The 17,438-nt window shown below is 62.8% G+C and carries 17 protein-coding genes and 2 tRNA genes; 12 read left to right on the forward strand and 7 right to left on the reverse strand.

All coding sequences use genetic code 11. The annotated features are described in order from the left end of the window. Nucleotides 1–18 precede the first annotated feature (18 nt). Nucleotides 19–486 (forward strand): peroxiredoxin, encoded by a 468-nt coding sequence (locus NKI70_RS15860; protein WP_352575971.1) that lies wholly within the window; start codon nucleotides 19–21, stop codon nucleotides 484–486. Between the two features lie 138 nt (nucleotides 487–624). Then, on the forward strand, nucleotides 625–1,905 hold the full coding sequence (locus tag NKI70_RS15865; protein WP_352681546.1) for a M23 family metallopeptidase: 1,281 nt from the start codon (nucleotides 625–627) through the stop codon (nucleotides 1,903–1,905). A gap of 75 nt (nucleotides 1,906–1,980) precedes the next feature. On the opposite strand, the gene NKI70_RS15870 is transcribed toward NKI70_RS15865, so the two are convergent. Next, nucleotides 1,981–2,772, reverse strand: coding sequence for an alpha/beta fold hydrolase (locus tag NKI70_RS15870; RefSeq protein ID WP_352575968.1), 792 nt, complete (start codon nucleotides 2,770–2,772; stop codon nucleotides 1,981–1,983). A 321-nt stretch (nucleotides 2,773–3,093) separates the two neighbouring features. Here NKI70_RS15870 and NKI70_RS15875 point away from each other — a divergent pair, with 321 nt between their 5' ends. The 6 genes from NKI70_RS15875 (at nucleotide 3,094) to NKI70_RS15900 (ending at nucleotide 8,681) form a co-directional block, all read left to right on the forward strand. Then, nucleotides 3,094–4,260 carry an ROK family transcriptional regulator gene (locus NKI70_RS15875; protein WP_352724738.1) on the forward strand — a complete coding sequence of 389 codons (1,167 nt, stop codon included), beginning with the start codon at nucleotides 3,094–3,096 and terminating at the stop codon, nucleotides 4,258–4,260. Further along, a complete protein-coding gene (locus NKI70_RS15880; RefSeq protein ID WP_352456627.1) occupies nucleotides 4,257–5,021 on the forward strand; it encodes an ATP-binding cassette domain-containing protein in 765 nt (254 codons plus the stop codon). The genes NKI70_RS15875 and NKI70_RS15880 overlap by 4 nt, the downstream gene beginning before the upstream one ends. A gap of 39 nt (nucleotides 5,022–5,060) precedes the next feature. Then, complete coding sequence (locus NKI70_RS15885; protein WP_352571438.1) at nucleotides 5,061–6,101, forward strand: sugar ABC transporter substrate-binding protein; 1,041 nt, start codon at nucleotides 5,061–5,063, stop codon at nucleotides 6,099–6,101. A gap of 164 nt (nucleotides 6,102–6,265) precedes the next feature. Beyond that, the gene (locus tag NKI70_RS15890; protein WP_352575964.1) at nucleotides 6,266–7,261 is read left to right on the forward strand and encodes an ABC transporter permease; all 996 of its coding nucleotides are present in this window, start codon (nucleotides 6,266–6,268) and stop codon (nucleotides 7,259–7,261) included. After that, complete coding sequence (locus NKI70_RS15895) at nucleotides 7,258–8,028, forward strand: SDR family oxidoreductase (protein WP_352575962.1); 771 nt, start codon at nucleotides 7,258–7,260, stop codon at nucleotides 8,026–8,028. Before NKI70_RS15890 ends, NKI70_RS15895 begins: the two co-directional genes overlap by 4 nt. Further along, complete coding sequence (locus tag NKI70_RS15900) at nucleotides 8,025–8,681, forward strand: GNAT family N-acetyltransferase (protein WP_352724739.1); 657 nt, start codon at nucleotides 8,025–8,027, stop codon at nucleotides 8,679–8,681. Before NKI70_RS15895 ends, NKI70_RS15900 begins: the two co-directional genes overlap by 4 nt. Nucleotides 8,682–8,880: 199 nt before the next feature. Here the strand turns inward: NKI70_RS15900 and NKI70_RS15905 are convergent, their stop codons facing one another. Both NKI70_RS15905 and NKI70_RS15910 read right to left on the reverse strand, forming a co-directional pair. Continuing rightward, nucleotides 8,881–9,150 carry a hypothetical protein gene (locus NKI70_RS15905; protein WP_352724741.1) on the reverse strand — a complete coding sequence of 90 codons (270 nt, stop codon included), beginning with the start codon at nucleotides 9,148–9,150 and terminating at the stop codon, nucleotides 8,881–8,883. Nucleotides 9,151–9,405: 255 nt separating this feature from the next. Next, nucleotides 9,406–9,481, reverse strand: a tRNA-Val gene (locus NKI70_RS15910). A 217-nt stretch (nucleotides 9,482–9,698) separates the two neighbouring features. On the opposite strand from NKI70_RS15910, the gene NKI70_RS15915 reads away from it, so the two are divergent. Further along, nucleotides 9,699–9,775, forward strand: a tRNA-Asp gene (locus NKI70_RS15915). A gap of 236 nt (nucleotides 9,776–10,011) precedes the next feature. Here the strand turns inward: NKI70_RS15915 and rbsK are convergent. Genes rbsK through NKI70_RS15930 form a run of 3 tightly spaced genes read right to left on the reverse strand, consistent with a single transcriptional unit; the run spans nucleotide 10,012 to nucleotide 12,500 of the window. Continuing rightward, nucleotides 10,012–10,953, reverse strand: a complete 942-nt coding sequence (gene rbsK, locus NKI70_RS15920; protein WP_352724742.1) for a ribokinase — start codon at nucleotides 10,951–10,953, stop codon at nucleotides 10,012–10,014. Between the two features lie 4 nt (nucleotides 10,954–10,957). After that, nucleotides 10,958–11,410, reverse strand: coding sequence for an RbsD/FucU family protein (locus tag NKI70_RS15925; RefSeq protein WP_023674665.1), 453 nt, complete (start codon nucleotides 11,408–11,410; stop codon nucleotides 10,958–10,960). A gap of 31 nt (nucleotides 11,411–11,441) precedes the next feature. Further along, on the reverse strand, nucleotides 11,442–12,500 hold the full coding sequence (locus NKI70_RS15930) for an ABC transporter ATP-binding protein (RefSeq protein WP_352456634.1): 1,059 nt from the start codon (nucleotides 12,498–12,500) through the stop codon (nucleotides 11,442–11,444). Between the two features lie 293 nt (nucleotides 12,501–12,793). Here NKI70_RS15930 and NKI70_RS15935 point away from each other — a divergent pair, with 293 nt between their 5' ends. The 3 genes from NKI70_RS15935 (at nucleotide 12,794) to NKI70_RS15945 (ending at nucleotide 16,639) form a co-directional block, all read left to right on the forward strand. After that, on the forward strand, nucleotides 12,794–14,458 hold the full coding sequence (locus NKI70_RS15935) for an ABC transporter substrate-binding protein (RefSeq protein ID WP_023674663.1): 1,665 nt from the start codon (nucleotides 12,794–12,796) through the stop codon (nucleotides 14,456–14,458). Between the two features lie 128 nt (nucleotides 14,459–14,586). Then, entirely contained in the window at nucleotides 14,587–15,708 is a 1,122-nt protein-coding gene (locus NKI70_RS15940; RefSeq protein WP_031211226.1) for a carbohydrate ABC transporter permease, read from the forward strand. A gap of 13 nt (nucleotides 15,709–15,721) precedes the next feature. Beyond that, nucleotides 15,722–16,639, forward strand: a complete 918-nt coding sequence (locus NKI70_RS15945; RefSeq protein ID WP_352681556.1) for a carbohydrate ABC transporter permease — start codon at nucleotides 15,722–15,724, stop codon at nucleotides 16,637–16,639. Nucleotides 16,640–16,689: 50 nt separating this feature from the next. Here NKI70_RS15945 and NKI70_RS15950 read toward each other — a convergent pair whose 3' ends face one another. Then, nucleotides 16,690–17,433 (reverse strand): creatininase family protein, encoded by a 744-nt coding sequence (locus NKI70_RS15950; protein WP_352700517.1) that lies wholly within the window; start codon nucleotides 17,431–17,433, stop codon nucleotides 16,690–16,692. Between the last annotated feature and the right edge of the window lie 5 nt (nucleotides 17,434–17,438).

The following is a 17,438-nucleotide window of genomic DNA, read 5'->3' on the forward strand; positions in this document are numbered from 1 at the left end:
TCAAACAAGGGCATCGATATGGCTGACCTCGACGTGGGCGATGTTGCGCCGCAGTTCGATCTTCCGCGCGACGGCGGCGGTTCACTCAGCCTCGCCGCATTGCTGGGAAAACCCATCGTACTCTATTTCTACCCACAGGACGACACCACAAGCTGCACCAACGAGGCGATCGGCTTTTCGCAGTTGAAGCCGGAGTTCGAAAAGGCCGGCGCTGTCGTCATCGGGCTCTCGCCGGACAGCGTCAAGAAACACGACAAATTCAAGGCGAAATACGATCTGAGCGTCGACCTTGTCGCCGACGAAGAGCGCAAAGTGATCGAGGCTTACCATTTGTGGGTGGAAAAGAAGCTCTACGGCCGCACCTATATGGGCGTCGAGCGGGCGACGTTCCTGATCGGCCGGGACGGACGCATCGCCAGGATCTGGCGCAACGTCCGCGTCAAGGGGCACGCCGAAGAGGTGCTGGAGGCGGTTCGCGCCCTTTGAGAGCTGCGCCAGTCCGCTGCAATTCGATGCCCGTTTTGCGCGAAGACCTTTGGCTGTCGTTCGATCCGGCAAAACTTTGTTAACCCTAATAATGTGTAATCAGGCTTGTCGTTGGTGTCGTAACGAAAGCTTGGTCCCGTGAACGTAGCCAGTCAGTCAGCGGTCTTCGGCAGACGCAAAGAGCCCCACACGGTCATCATCGCCCGGGGCGACCAGATAAGGCATTTCACCATACGCCCATGGCTGGCTGCATTTTGCGGCTCGGCGCTGGCGGCGATCGTCATTGGCTACCTGCTGGCGACCTCCTATCTGGTGCTGCGCGACGATCTGATCGGCGCCACGACGGCGCGGCAGGCGCGCATGCAGCAGGCCTACGAAGACCGCATCTCGGCACTGCGCAGCCAGGTCGACCGCATCACCAGCCGCCAGCTACTCGATCAGCAACTGATGGAAACCAAGGTCAGCGAGCTGCTGGAACGGCAGAGCCAGCTCAGCCTGCGTCACGGCCGCCTCGGCCCGATCCTCGAACGAGCCGAAAACGAGGTCGCAACGCCGCCCGTGCCGACGGCAAAGCCGGACGAACATGCCGACGCGACCGGCAGCATCCAGCCGATGGCCTATTCCGTCGCCAGCCTTGCTGTGCCCCTTCCCAGCAACGACACCAGGCCGTTCTCACTGTGGTCGACCCGCGCCGATCCGCTGCCGAGCGAAAGTGCGGCCGACCGGGCAGACAAGCTCTTCGTTTCGATCAACAACTCGCTGAAGGCAATCGAGAGCCAGCAGCTCACCCGCATCGCCACACTTGCCGACAATGCCTACAAGAGCGCCGACGCGATCTCGCAGGCGCTCGAGGCCGCCGGCCTGCCCGTCGATAGCGAATTCGAAAAGAGCGACGTCGGCGGGCCGCTGATACCGCTCGACAGCTCGTTGGTTTTCGACAGCAAGGTCAAGGAGTTGGACGAAGCGCTTGACGCGTTGGATCATCTGAAAAAGGAGGCACGCCGGCTGCCGCTCGCCAACCCCGCCCCCGGCCGCAGCGTTACCAGCCCATTCGGCGTGCGCACCGACCCCATCCTCGGCACGGCCGCCTTGCATTCCGGCATGGATTTCAGGGCGCCGGTCGGTATGCCGGCCAAGGTCACGGCAGCCGGCGTTGTCGTCAAGGCCGGCTGGAACGGCGGCTACGGCCGCATGATCGAGGTCGACCACGGCAACGGTTTTGTGACGCGTTACGGGCATCTCAGCGAAATCGAGGTCGCCGTCGGACAGAAGCTCGATGCCGGAGACATCATCGGCAAGACCGGCAACAGCGGCCGCTCAACCGGCCCGCATCTGCATTACGAGGTCCGCCACAACGGCGAGGCAATCGATCCGCTGCGGTTTCTGACGGTCGGCAAGAAGGTCGAGCGGTATCTGTAGAGCCGGCGATTCATTCGGCGTGAAGCCTGGCGCGCGGCCAACCGCCCGCCAGGCAATATCAAAGATAGATCGCTTTCAGCCCTCAGCAGCAGCCATGAACGCGCCGAGCCGCCGGTTGAACGGCTCACCGGTCTGCTGAACGCTGTGCCCCGCGCCGGCGATCACGGCACGATCGGCACCAAGCACGTTTTCGAGCACGTCGCAGACGGCGTCGAATGCTGCGCTGTGCCCGCCGGATACCACCAGTTTCGGGAACGGCGCATCGGCAAGTTGCCGAAGCGGAATTTCGGCCTCCCATGGCCCGCGTTCGACGACGAGCATGGCCGCCCCTTGCGCGAGCGGGGGCGGCAGCGGGTCTGGCAATTGTATCGCCGAGCCGACCAGATGGAGGAACTGGCGCAAGAAAAGCGCGGGATCGTCGCGGGGTCCGCTTTGCCAGTGGGTCTTCAGGCGCGTCACGAGTTCATTCACGGCAACATCCCCGCGCGCAAGGTCAAAGGCCGGCGGCTCGATCACCGTGAGCGAACGGATTGCTCGCGGGCGCATCGCTGCTGCAAGAAGAGAGATGACGCCGCCATAGGAATGCCCGACCAGATGGACGCGGCTTTCGTCCCAGAGGTCATGCGTCCGATCGAGGAATCCGGCGACCAGTCTGGCGTCGACGACGAAATCTTCGCGTTCGGCAGGGGAACTTGATCCGTATCCGGGCCGGTCGACCACAACCAGCTTCCAGCGCTCCGCAAGCGGTTGCTGGGCGGACCATGTCATCATGCCGTTCGTGACGCTGCCGTGGACGAACAGAACCGGCGGCCCGTCGCCCCGCACCTCATAGCCGAGATCAATCCCGTCGAGGGTCAGCTTCGGCATCGCATCTCCTCCCGCAGACCGGCGAGAGGAAGTATGCTCCCTGCAACGGAAAGGCGCAACGAACTCCGATCCCTGGCCGGCTCACAGCCGGGTTCCGAAATGGGCTTCAGGGCGCTGATCGGATTGCCGGCCAAGGTCATGCCTGGCTCCCGTCCAGCCGGTGGCGCTTCATACTGGAAAATTGCCAGAGTTGGCCCATCCGCCGGCGGGCGCGAATTCGCCGGCGTTAGAAGGACCTTGGCCACAGGCGAATTATTTTTGAATTCCATTTGACTGAATAAATCTTCAGTGCCAGTCTGGCCTCTCTCGAGGGCACAAGGCATGGCACTGCGGGGAACCAATCAGGAGTTCGGGCGGCCGTATAACCGGCGCATCGTGCTCGAATCCATCCGCCTTCACGGACCGATCGCCCGCGGCGAAATTGCCGGGCGGGTCGGGCTCACCGTGCAGACGGTGTCTACCATCGTTCGCGAGCTGGAAGAGCACGGTTACGTGTTGTCGCTGCGCGAAGAGCCCAAGGGACGCGGCCTGCCACCGGCAACGCTGCGCATCAATCCGGAAGGCGGCTATGCCGTCGGCATCCACGTCACCCCGCTGGGCATCAATGCCGCCCTGATCAACCTAAGCGGCGATGTTATCGAGAGCACCTACCGCGAAGCCCCAAATGCAACGCCCGACCACGCTTTCGAGCTGATCGGCGCCATGGTGCTCGAATTGACGGCATTGCGGCCCGGTGGCCGCGTTCTCGGCATTGGCATGGCGCTGCCCGGACCGTTCGGCGTGGAGTCCATGAGCTTTGTCGGGCCGACCACCATGACCGGCTGGAAGGATGTGGCGCTGCGCGAGCGGCTGGCCGCCTCGACCGGACTGCCGGCCTTTTTCGAAACCGATATGGCGGCGGCTGCTATCGGCGAGCGCCTCTACGGCCTCGGAACGGCATATTCCGAGTATTACTATCTTTATTTCGGCGTCGGTCTCGGCGGCGTCATGGTGCATGACGGGGCGGCATTGCGCGGCGCCTGGGGAAACGCCGGTGAAATCGGCCACATTCCCGCAGTGCCGGGCGGCGAGCCCTGCCCGTGCGGCAATCGTGGCTGCCTCGAACGGTATCTCTCGCTCGAAGCGCTGCGGCGCCGCAACATCGCCGACGCCGAGTGGGTGAGCGAGATTGCGCCGATCTTCCGCAACGCCGTCACCATCATCGAAAACCTGTTCGATCCCGAAACCATCATCCTCGGCGGGCTGGCGTCCACCGAGCTGCTCGAAAGGCTTGCCGGCGCGGCCGCGCACCTGCCCAATTCGGTCTCGGCGCGAAGCGACCGCGCGACCCCCCGCGTCCGCGTCGCGCGCGGCGGCCAGCATGCGGTGTTGCGCGGCGCCGCCGCGCTTGCCGTCTCAGGAGTGCTTTCGCCGCGCTTCGGCCAGATCTTCACCGCCGAGCGCGAACGCGGTCGGGATCTCTTGCATAACAAGGGGATCGCAGCATGAGCGAACCGCTGCTGGTGCTCGACAACGTAGCCAAGAATTACGGCGCCATCGAAGCGCTGAAAGGCATCAGCTTTTCGATCGACAAGGGCGAAGTGGTGGCGCTTCTGGGCGACAACGGCGCCGGCAAATCGACGCTGGTCAAGATCATTGCCGGCGGCCTGGAGCCGTCCTCCGGCCGCATGCTGTTCGAAGGCAAGGAATTCCTCGCCAAATCCCCCGCCGAGGCCAAGGCCGCGGGGATCGAGACGGTCTACCAGGACCTGTCGCTTTGCACCAATGTCGACGTGGTCGCCAATTTCTTCATGGGCCGTGAGATCACGAGGAAGGTTCTCGGCATTCCAGTGCTCGACGAGCGCGCCATGGAGCAGGTGGTGCAAAAAGCCTTGGCAAGCGCGGGCACCCGCATTCCCTCGCTTCGCACCAATGTCGAGCACCTCTCGGGCGGTCAGCGACAGGCCATCGAGCTCAACCGGTTCGTGCATTTCGGCGGCAAGCTGGTGCTTCTCGACGAGCCGTTCGCAGCGCTTGGCGTCGAGCAGACGCGGCGCGGCCTCGACATGATCCGCCAGGTGGCGAGCCAGGGCATCGGCGTCGTCATAATCACTCATATCATGCAACAGGCCTTCCAGGTCGCCGATCGGATCGTGGTGATCCGGCAAGGCGTCGTGGCGGGCGACGTCGCACGCAACAAAACAAGTCCCGACGCGGTGATCAACATGATCACCGGAGAGACGCTCGCCGGTGCCGGACCGACGAACTGAGGGACAAACGAGGGGTCCGGCGCAAGAGGAGCGAACGACATGAAGAAAATACTTCTTTCCGTCTTCGGTATCCTGGCACTGGCCTTTGCCACGCTCACGCCGGCATTCGCCCAGTCCAAGGGCACCGTCTACTACATGGTGCCGACATTGCTCGATGAGTTCCAGACCGGCTCGGTGAGCGCGCTGGAATTGTTCCTGAAGCAGGTCGGCTACGAGATGAAGACGCTGAACGCCGACAACAAGACCGACGCTCAGCAATCGCAGATGAACGACGTCATCGCGCTGAAGCCGTCGGCGATCATTCTTGCCGCCGTCGATTTCAATGCGCTGAAACCGTCGATCGAGGCCGCCCGCGCCGCCGGCATCCCGGTCGTCGAGTTCGACCGCCAGATCACCTCGACCCCGTCCGACTTCACCTCGGTGGCCGGAACCGTCGAGATCGGCTACGTCGCCGCCGACCAGGCGCAAAAGCTCCTGACCGCGAAAAACGGCTCGGTGAAGGGCAAGATCCTGCAGGTGCTCGGCGATCCGGGCGACCCCTACACGCTCGATATCCAGAAGGGTTTCGAGGAGAAGATGAAGGCGTTCCCGGACGTCAAGATCATCTCGCTGCCGGCCATGCAATGGGCGGCGGATGCAGCCGGGACCATCGTGAACGACCAGCTGCTCGCCAACCCCGACATCGACCTGATCTTCAGCCATGCAGCGCATCTTTCGGTCGCTGCCGTCGCCTCGCTCGAGGCCGCCGGCAAGAAACCGGGCGACGTCATGCTGATGAGCTCGAACGGCGCTCCGGTCGGCCTCGACCTGATCCGCAAGGGCTGGCTCAACGTCGAAGTCGAGCAGCCGCTCTATGCCCAGGCCGCGGCGGTCGCCATGTTCATGGACAAGGTGGTCAACAAGCAGGAGATCAAGCCCGGCGAATATGATGTGCTTGGCCTGAAATCGACCCTGACCAAAGAAGCGTGGGGGCCGAACATCAAGATCCCCGGCGCTGCGATCACCAAGGAAAATGTCGATAACCCTGCCTTCTGGGGCAACATGAAGCCGCCGACCGAAACCATAAAGCCGGTCGAATAGCAAACTCGCCAGAAGCTCCGGGCCATTGCCGGCCCGGAGCCCAGCCCTGCAGCCCCGGTGCGTTCAAACGGACGCGCACGGGGATGCTGCAGCAATTTTCAACCGCGCCTGATCTTTCCGAAGAACGAATGGTTTTCGGGGTCATGCGCCAACCGGATCCGCAGATGAACCCCCGCACGCGCCAAACCCTCGAGTTCATCCTCGACAATCTTGTCTGGTTCATGCTGGTCTTCGTGCTGGTGGTCTTTTCCATCCTCATCCCGAACTATTTTCAGCTCGGCATTTTTGCCAACATCATCGAGGCGTCGAGCGTGCTCGGCGTCATGTCGATCGGCTTGGCGCTGGTCATCATCGCCGGCCATATGGACCTGTCGGTCGAATCGGTGGCGGCGCTCAGCGCCATGGCGGTCGGCATCCTGTTCTGCTCATCGGGCATCGGCCTCGGCATCCAGTTGCAGCCGCAATGGCTGATGGTTCCAGTTTCGCTGCTCATCGCGCTTGCGGTCGGCGGCCTCATCGGCGCCTTCAACGGCTACCTGGTGGTCAGGGTCAAGATGAGCGCCTTCATCATCACCCTGGCGTCTTACATCTGGGTGCGCGGCCTGGTGCTGGTCATCTCCGGCGGCCGCTCGGCGCAGGACCTTGCGCCGGCGATCCGCTGGTTCGGCATCCAGCGCCTGGGTGGCCTGCCGCTGACAGCCTGGATCGCCATTGCGTGTTTCGTGGTGTTCTCGCTGATCATGGCCAAGACGCCCTTCGGCCGGCACCTGGTCATGATCGGCGGCAACGAGACGGCGACCTTCCGCGCCGGCATCCGCGTCAACCGCAACCTTGTCATAGCCTTTGTCCTTGCCGGCGCCATTGCCGGCCTTGCCGGCTGGGTGCTGGCGATCCGCACCTCCGGCGCGACAGCTAATCTCGGCGTCGGCCTGTTGTTCAATGCCTTCGCCGCGGTCGTCATCGGCGGCGTCAGCCTGAAGGGCGGCGTCGGCACCTTGCCCGGCGTCTATGCCGGCGTGCTGCTGCTCTCGGCCATCAACACGGCGATCAATTTGATGGGCCTGCCGGCCAACTTCACCCAGGTGATCCACGGCCTGCTGGTGCTCGCCGCCGTGCTGCTCGACGCGTTCAAGCAGACCATTCGCCAGAGGCTGGCATGACCGGCCGTCTGGAAGACAAAGTCGCGCTGATCGTCGGCAGCGCACGTGGCATCGGCAAGGGCATCGCACAGCGTTTTGCCGAAGAGGGCGCGAAGCTGGTCCTGGCCGACACCGAGGCCGAGGCGGGGCAAGCGACCGCGAACGAACTCGGCGCCGCCTTCATCCGCACCGACATCTCGCAGATGGCTGATGCCGAGGCTGCTGTTGCACTGGCGCTCGACCGTCACGGCCGGCTCGACATCATGGTGCAGAATGCCGGAATCTATCCCTGGCAATTGCTGGAAAACACCAGTCCCGACGATTGGGACCGGGTCATGGCGGTAAACTTGCGCGGCAGCTTCATCGCTGCTCGCGCCGCACTGGTGCCAATGAAGGCACAGCATTTTGGCCGCATGCTGTTCACCTCCTCGATCACCGGCCCGCATGTCACCAGCCCCGGCCACGGCCATTATTCAGCGACCAAGGCCGGCATCAATGGGCTGATCCGTTCGGCTGCGCTCGAATTCTCGGGCTACGGCATTACAGTCAACGGCGTCGAGCCCGGCAACATCCTCACTGAAGGCATAGAGCAGCATCGCGGTGCGGCCTTCATCAAGAACATGGAAGACGCCATCCCGCTCGGCCGTCTCGGCAGCCCTCGCGATGTGGCCAATGCCTTCCTGTTCCTGGCCTCTGACGATGCCAGCTACATCACGGGCACGACCATCATCGTCGACGGCGGGCAGCTTTTGCCCGAGGGCAAGGATTTCCGGCTGCTGCCGCCATGATCCTCGATTTCGGCGGCGGTTTCTTCCTGCGCCGGGCGACCACCGCCGATCATGCAGCACTTGCGATGATCTGTCTCAAGACCGGCGATGCCGGCAAGGACGCCAGCGGCCGCGAGGACGACCCGGAACTGCTCGGCCTCCTCTACACTATTCCCTACCAGGTGCTCGAACCCGAGCTGGCCTTCATTATCGATAGTCCCGCAGGTGCGGCCGGCTACCTGCTTGGCGCGGCCGATACGAGCGCTTTCAATGCCAGCCTGGCATCAGACTGGTATCCCGACCTTCAGCGGCGCGTGGCAGACCCGGGACCCGACAGCTCGCGCTGGCGCGGCAGCGACTGGGCGCGGCATCGGGTCCATCATCCCGATTTCGCTGTTCCGCCTGCGCTGACCGCCTATCCGTCGCATGGCCATATCGACCTGTTGCCGCAAGCGCGCGGGAAAGGCATCGGCAGGCGCGCGATGGCCTTCCTCGAGCAGGGGCTTGCCGCGAGCGGCTCGACCGGCATCCACCTCGAAGTCATGCCGGAGAACGATGGTGCGCTAAGGTTCTACAAGGCGATTGGATTTGAGGTGGTGCAGGACGCTGATTCATCGAAGCGTTGTGTTTATGTGGCGAAACGGATTGCTCACGCTCCGGCGATTGCAGGCTGATCTGCGACAAGCCAATCGCCCAAGTTGCAAAGAACCGGGAGGCCTATGGAAGTACAATGCTGCCGTTCTGCAGCAGCCAGTTGCCCCGCGTGAACATCTTTGCCGCGGGAACGAAACCTTCGTCGCGTGCTCCACCGCAGACACGAAAGTCACCAGCATCAACACGGTGCGGGGCTAATTCGAGTTGGCGGAGCGTCTACTAGTTCAGTATGGGCGGCAGGGGAACATCCGCGACCGTTCCCCCGGCCACAATCGAGAGCACATAAAGCAGATAAATGGCTAATACCAACAGGGCGAGGAATGAACCGCTGGCAAAGACTCCTGCAACCGCGGCGTCGGGATAAGCTTCGACTTGTTCTTTCTTGAAGGTGTCTTCTTCGTTACGGGTTGTCTTCACAACCCGTTCGCCTGGAAGCCGGTTTTTTTCAGCTTCCTTCGATATCTTATCCGCGAGATCGCCTGCGATCACGGGATCGTCCGGAAGATGACTCGCAAGCCATCCAGGAATATTTTCGCTCCCGCCCATACCCATACGCAATTGAGATACTGCAAGTTGTAGCTTTCGGCAATCGTTTCCCTCATGAGAGGCAAGCAGATCAGACTTAAGTCCCTGCGGAAAGACAGTTTGAATCAGACCAAAGTCCGAGTAGCACAGTGGTCGGATGCGTCTCACCTGGGCGATCAGCTTGAGCGGGGTAGCCCAAACTGAACACATCGAGGAAAATGGTGGGCGATGACGGGCTCGAACCGCCGACATCTTCGGTGTAAACGAAGCGCTCTACCAACTGAGCTAATCGCCCGCCCCGGGCCGGACCTTTAAGCAGTTAAGACCGGCTTCGCAAGGCCAAATGAGCGGCGAGTGGCTTGGCCGGGAGCCGGTTTCGGCAACAAAGTTCGGCTTGTCAAAAAACCTTCTCCTGTTTGCTGTTATGCTGTCCGGGTCCGCTTGACACCCGGTGGCTTACCCCTTATCCACCGCCCCAACGACGAACACGGCTGACACGTGCTCGTCCATGCGCGGGTGTAGCTCAGTTGGTTAGAGTGCCGGCCTGTCACGCCGGAGGTCGCGGGTTCGAGCCCCGTCACTCGCGCCATTTCTCCTTTGGGGTCACGTCCCCTTGATGTCGGAGAAATGTCGACGTTGATTTGTCAAAAATCATCTTCTTTCGTGACTCAGTCTAGGTCCATTCCTTTCGAATTCTGGCATTGATCCTCATCCATCGACCTGCCCGCCTGTTTGTGGTCGAGCCAGAAGACAATAGCTTCTCGGACAAGAGTCGGGTCTAACCCATTCGCTCCCGCTTACAGTCTCATCCCGCAGTGCCGGGCTTCACCCCTCGGCGAGCAGCGCCTCGACCTCCTGCAGCGTCGGCATGGACGGCGCGGTGCCTGGGCGCGTCACCGAAATGCCTGCGACGGCGCAAGCGAAGCGCACCGCCTGCAGGGGTTCCATCCCCCTCGACAGCGCCGCAGCCAGGCCGCCATTGAAGGCGTCGCCCGCACCCGTGGTCTCGATGACCGGGCCGGCGGCGACCGCTGCGACATGCTCGGAACGGTCGGCCGTGTGCAGCAGCGCGCCCTTTTCGCCGAGCGTCACGATGACAGCGCCAACACCTTTCTCCAGCAGGCTGTCAGCGGCACGGCGGGCATCGTCGATGGAGGACACCTTGATGCCGGTCAGTTCCTCGGCCTCGGTTTCGTTCGGCGTGACATAGTCGCAAAGCGTATAGATACGGTCCGGAATCTTGGCCGCCGGCGCCGGGTTGAGGATGGTGGTCACCCCTGCCCCGCGCGCGATCTCCAGCGCCCCCAGCGCCGCCTCGATCGGCTGTTCGAGCTGGGTGACGAAAACGCCGGCCGCGCGGATCAGGCCGGCATTTGCCTCGATATCGGCGGGCGAGATCAGCATCGCCGCACCAGGGCTGACGATGATCGCGTTGTTGCCGCTCGTCTCCTCGATGAAGATATAGGCGGCACCGGTGTAGCTTTCCGGCGTGTCGATGACGGCGCTCTTCACGCCGGCGTGCGACCAGGTCTGTCTCGCCATATCGGCAAAGGGATCGACGCCGAGGCGGGTAAGGAAGGTGACATCGGCGCCGAGCCGGCCGGCTGCCACCGCCTGGTTCGAGCCCTTGCCGCCTGGGCCGAGCGTGAAGGACGTGCCCAGGATCGTCTCGCCCATGCGCGGCTGGCGGGCGGCGCGGTAGGCCGTATCGGCGACGAAGACGCCCAATATGACAACCGGCTTCATGACGATCGGTTTCGCCGGCATGCCGCTACTCCGCATCCGGTGGCACGACGCCCTTGCGGAACGCAAAACAGCCATAGAAGCGGCGCTCGCCGGTCTGGATGACGCAATAGGCCTTCTTGGCGCGTTCGTAGAAGGCGTAGCGCTCGACCGAGATCATCGGCCAGGCCTTGCCCTCGGCGGCATCGATCTCTTTTTGCACTTCCTGCTGCACGGCGGGAATGTCGTCCGGCTTGCCGACGATCTCCATGCGCGCGGCCGCGTCGTCGACGAAGGTGTCCAGCGGATAGAGCGACAGTACCGCCTTGACCACGTCGGCCGCCGACGCATCGATGCGCAGCAGCCGGCCAAGCACGGTCTGGCGCGCCACCGAATCGGACGGGAAATTGGTGTCGGCGATAATCAGATCGTCACCGTGGCCCATCGCCCGCAGCGCCTGCAGCACATCGGCATTGAGCAGCGGATTGATTCCTTTGAGCATGGTATTCCTCGCGAAGTTTGCTGGGGCGAAATCAGAGACGCTTGCCGGTCTCTGCGTCGAAGAGATGCACCTGGTCGAGCCGCGGTTTCAGGTGCAGTGTGTCGCCCGGCTTGAAGTCGTGGCGCTCACGGAACAGCGCCACCATCTCGCCCTCGCCGAAGCGCAGGAACACCAAAGTCTCGGAACCGGTCGGCTCGACCACCGAAATCTTCGCCGGAACACCATCGGGATGGATTTCGAGATGCTCGGGCCGCACGCCGTAGACGACATTACGGCCATCCTCGACGGCACTGGTCGCCGCAATCGGGAACGGCGTCCCGGCGATCTCGACGACGGGCTTGTCGCCCTTGCGCACGACGCCCTTGAGCAGGTTCATCGAGGGCGAGCCGATGAAGCCGGCGACAAACAGGTTGGCCGGCCGGTCGAATAATTCCAGCGGCGCGCCGACCTGTTCGATGCGACCGTCGCGCATCACCACGATCTTGTCGGCCATGGTCATGGCCTCGATCTGGTCGTGGGTGACGTAGATGGTGGTGGTCTTCAGCCGCTGATGCAGTTCCTTGATCTCGGTGCGCATCTGGACACGCAGCTTGGCGTCGAGATTGGAGAGCGGCTCGTCGAAGAGGAACACCTGCGGGTTGCGCACGATGGCGCGGCCCATGGCGACGCGCTGGCGCTGGCCGCCAGAGAGCTGGCGCGGATAGCGCTTGAGGTAGGGATTGAGGTCGAGGATGTCGGCGGCGCGCTTAACCCGCTCAGTGACCACCGCCGGGTCGGTTTTGCGCAGCTTGAGAGCAAAGGCCATGTTCTGCTCGACCGTCTTGTGCGGATAGAGCGCGTAGTTCTGGAACACCATGGCGATGTCGCGCTTGGCCGGCGGCAGATGGTTGACGACGCGCTCGCCGATGGCGATGGTGCCGCCGGAGACCGTTTCCAGCCCGGCCACCATCCTCAGCAGCGTGGACTTGCCGCAGCCGGAAGGCCCGACCAGCACCACGAACTGCCCGTCGGCGATGTCGACGCTGACATCGTGCAGAACCTTGACGGTTCCGAACGCCTTGGCCACATTGCGGATCGCGACTTGAGCCATCATTCCCCCTTCAGTTGCCGTGAAGCTAAACAACGCAAACGGCGAGGGCAAGTCAGTCTCTTATAGATAAAAAACCCATTCACGTTGACACCGCACTTCGTTGTGCGAATAGTGACAGTGTCCGGCTTATGACCCTGTTCCGGGCGCACCGGTACGCTTGTCCGGCACTGAATGCCAAGCGTCGCGGGAGGGAGAATTCGGGCCGCTATTTACGGGAGTCGCTGTCGTTGGGGAACATAATCGGCGCTCCACCATCTGAACCAATTCACAATTGACCTTCTGGGAGGAACGAAATGAAAGTCAGCCTTTATAACCAACTTGTCCGCGCCGGGGCCACCCGCCGCGACGTGCTGAAGGGAGCGGCCAGCATGGCCGCCCTCGCGGCGGCCTCAAGCGCCGGACTTGGTGCGCTGACGCGCACGGCTGCGGCCGCCGACGACCTGCGTGCGCAGATCCTGCAGATCCCGGGTGTCGGCAAGGGTCAGCCGACCGATGCCGACTTCCAGCAGGTCGGCGAGCTTTGCCTTGGCGCCACCAAGGCCAATGTCAAGGAAGGCGAATTCGCCGGTGTCGAACTCACCTTCATGGGGCTCAACAACCAGAACCTGCACAATGTGCTGTTTCGCGGCTTCCTGAAGCCGTGGGAGACCTATACCGGCGCCAAGATCAACTGGATCGACCTGGCGCAGGCTGACTACAACGCCCGCCTGCAGCAGTCGATCGCGACCGGCACCGTCGATTTCGACATCATCGAAATGGGGGCACCGTTCGAAGGCGACGTCTGCGGCAAGGGTCTCACCTCCGAGATGCCGGACTGGGTCAAGGACCAGATCGACATGAAGGATGTCGTGGCCTATCTGCAGCCGCCGGTCGGCACCTGGGACGGCAAGCAATATCGCGTCACGGTCGACGGCGACGCGCATAACTTCAACTACCGCACCGACGTGTTCGCCGATGCCGACCTCGCCAAGGCCTGGAAGGACGGCGGCGGAGAAGGCGAATGGGGCGTGCCGAAGACCTGGCAGCAGGTGCAGGCGGTGACGAAATTCCTCAAGGGCAAGCAGGTGAAGGGCCAGGATGTCTTTGGCTACCTCGATGCGCCCAAGCCCTGGGGCGGTTTCGGCTTCTATTTCCTCGGCAGCCGCGCCAGCGCCTACGCCAAGCATCCCGATGACAAGGCCTGGCTGTTCGATGCCGACACGATGAAGCCGCGCGTCAACAATCCGGCATGGGTGCGGGCGATCCAGGACGTCATCGATGCCCTGCCCTCCGAACCTGCCGACCAGATCAACGCCGACCCGAACACCACCGCCTTCCAGCAATTCTTGGCAGGCACCGGTTCGATGGTTACCTGGTGGGGCGACGTCGGTTCGAACGTCAAGACCAACGATTCCTCGGTCGTCGGCGACATCACCGGCTTCTCGATCCTGCCGGGCTCGGACGATGTCTACAACTCCAAGACCGGCCAGTGGGACAAGCTCGCCAGCGGCCCGAACCATGCGCCGAACTGCGCCTATCTCGGCTGGGGCGTTTATGTCATGGCCCGCGTCGACAGCGACGAAAAGAAGAAGAAGGCGGCATGGTCTGCCGCTGCCCATCTCGGCGGCAAGGACCTGTCGCTCTGGTGCGCGGCCTATCCGTCGGGTTTCCAGCCCTATCGCAACTCGCATTTCAACATTCCGGAATGGGTGGCGGCGGGCTACGACGAGGCATTCATCACCTCGTATCTGAAGTCGGAAGCCGACAGCTACAACCATCCCAACGCGGCGATCGAGCCGCGCATCCCCGGCATCTTCCAGTACTACAGCGCTGCCGAGGACATTTTGGCCAACACCTTTGCCGGCAAGATGAAGGCGCAGGAAGGCGCCGACGCCATCGCAGCCGCCTGGGAGAAGCTGACCGACCAGATCGGCCGCGACAAACAGGTCAAGCTCTACAAGGCCTCGCTCGGCATGTAGGCTGAGATAGTGAAACTGGTTCGGCGGCGCACAGCCGCCGGACCTCCCCTTGACCGACTTGGCCTCGACCGGCTCGGCCGGTCATCGAGTCTCCTGTGAACGGGCAAGAACGCGTGGCTGACCGGACCCTGGCTGACCAGACTTTGTCGACAAGTGAATGGCCGGCAGGCGCCGTGCCATCCGACCTGATACCGCGGAGCCGCAAACGGCTTGGCTGGGCTCTGATGGCTGCTGCGACGCTCGGCCTTCTGGCGGTGATCGCGCTGCAAATTCTCTACAAGAGCGAGGTCGACACTATCGGCTTCGAGACCTGGCGGCCGGTGGTCTACGCCTATGTGCTGTGGGGTGTCGCGCTCGGCATCGGCCAGGTACTGACGCGCGGCGAGGACGGCCAGCGCGCGCTGTTCCTGCTGCCGGCGCTGCTGTTTACCATTGCCATGGTGATCTTCCCGACGCTGTTCGGCTTCTACATCGCGCTGACCGACTGGAACCTCAGTTCCTTCAGCGGACGGCAGTTCAACGGGCTCGACAATTTCTGGCAGATGCTGAACGACGCCTATTATCGCAATGCGCTGTTCAACATGGTGCTCTACGTGCTGGCGGTGTTCGTCGAATATGTCATCGCCTTCGGCCTGGCGCTGCTGCTCAACGCGCAGATCCGGGCACGAAAATTCTTCCGCGTCGTGTTTCTCATGCCGCTGATGCTGTCGCCGGTGGCGGTGTCGTGGATGATCGGCAAGTCGCTGATGGAATACCGCTTCGGGCCCGCCGCGACGCTGGCGCGCCATCTCGGTTGGGAAAACCCGGCCTTCTTCTCCAACCCGATCACCGCCCGCATCTCGATCATGGTGCTCGACGCGTGGACGTTCATCCCGTTCATGATGATCATGCTGCTCGCCGGCCTGCAGGCGATGTCGCGCGAGGTGCTCGAGGCAGCGCGTGTCGATGGCGCCACTGCCTGGCAGACCTTCTGGCAGGTCACCTTCCCGCTGATGCTGCCGGTGTCGGTGACAGCGGTCATCCTGCGCATCATCTTCAAGCTGAAGCTCGCCGATATCATCATCACCGTCACCTCCGGCGGGCCGGGCGGCGCGACCGATTCGGTGTCCAGTTTCATCTACCGCGAGTATCGCGACCGCTCGAACGTCGGCTACGGCACGATGCTGGCGATGGCCTATTTGATCATCATCATCGTGTTCGTGACCTGGCTGCTGAAGTTCGCCAGCCGCTTCGTGCGCAACGTCAATTGATCGGGCCGGCAAGATGAGCGTTCAAACCACCGACTTTGCCGCCTCCGAAATCCGCTCGCCGGCGAGCTTCGTCGCCAACCGCGTCTTCATCTACGGCGCCCTCATCTTCTGGGCTTTCATCTGCCTGTTCCCGATCTATTGGACGATAACCACCTCGTTCAAGACCGCGGTCGATGTCACCCAGGGCCATCTGATCCCGTTCGTCGACTTCCGGCCCGACTGGAAGGGCTGGCGTTCGCTCGGCCTGTCGCCGGACTCGATCTTTCGGACGTCGACTGTGCGCGACGAATTCATCAAGCGTTTCATGAATTCGGTCATCACTTCGGTCGGCGCGTCGACCCTCGCCATCGTCATCGGCAGCCTCGCCGCCTACGGGCTGACCCGCTATCGTTACAAGTTCGCCTGGTTCAGGAACGAGGATATTTCCTTCTTCTTCCTGTCGCAGCTGATCCTGCCGCCGGTGGTTTTGGCCCTGCCCTTCCTCGTGCTTTACCGGGAGGTCGGCCTGCTCGACACACGCGTCGGGCTGATCCTGCTCTACACGCTGATGGTGTTGCCGATCGTCATCTGGATCATGCGCGACCAGTTCAACTCCATCCCGGTGGAGCTGGAGGAGGCAGCACTCGTCGACGGCCTGTCGATCTGGGGCGCCTTCTTGCGCATCGTCATGCCGATCGCGCTGCCGGGCATGGTCGCCGCCTTCATCCTGGCGATGGTGCTGTGCTGGAACGAGTATTTCTTCGCCGCGCTTTTGACCTCGACCGACGCAAAGACCATTCCTGTCATGGTGGCCAGCCAGACCGGCTCACAAGGCATCAACTGGTGGTCGATGGCAGCGCTTGCCACCGCCGCCATCACACCGCTCGCCGTCATCGGCATCGCGCTCGAGCGTTACCTGATCATGGGCATGACAGCGGGCGCGGTGAAATAACTGCGCCGGCTCTCCCTTCTCCCCTTGTTGTGGGAGAAGGGAAAAGCGCGCTAACCCGAAAGTGTTGCCCGCAAATGCTCGAGGATCATGGCAACCCCTTTTTGCCCCAATTCCGCCGAGGCTTCGGGCGCACTTGCCGTGTACCAGCCGGTGTTGTCGGCGAAGCGGCCGGCATCCACCGCTTCCGGGCACAGCGCCAGCATCAGTGACGTCTCGCCGGTGCCGGCATGGTCGAACGGGTACCGGCTGTGCATTGAAGCCGGCATCAGTGGATGCACCCGCACCCAGTTGAAGAAATTGCTGCCCTCGGCGTGCTCGGCATAATAGTCGGCCATAGCCGGAGAGCCCCACCAGCCTTCGCCACGTTCTTTCTCCAGGAAGCGGAAGATCGCCTGCCGGCCGGCGGCCTTGAAGGCGAGATCGGTCGGCATGCCGGCGGCAAAATTTTCGGTCTGGTGGTGAATGACGGCGTGGATGTTGCGGAAGCCGATGCGCAGCAGGCTGTAGAACAGTTCTTCCGCAAATGGCGCCAGCACATTGCCGCCGACCTGCAGCGAACCACTGCCCTCCGGTGCTGCAACAGCATAGCTCGCCGCGCCGTAATGGAAGGGCGGCAGAATGACGATCTCGGCTTCTTTTTCGAACAGTTCCAGGCTCTTGACCACCGCCAGCGTGTCCATTCCGACGGCCATGTGCTCGCCGTGATATTCGAGCACACCGAGCGGCAACACGACCGGCCGGTTCTCGGCGATCGCCTTGCGGATCTGGTGCGGCAGCATCAATTCGTAGCGCATGACAC

It is taken from the genome of Mesorhizobium sp. M0500 (assembly GCF_040321165.1).
Classification (GTDB): Bacteria; Pseudomonadota; Alphaproteobacteria; order Rhizobiales; family Rhizobiaceae; genus Mesorhizobium.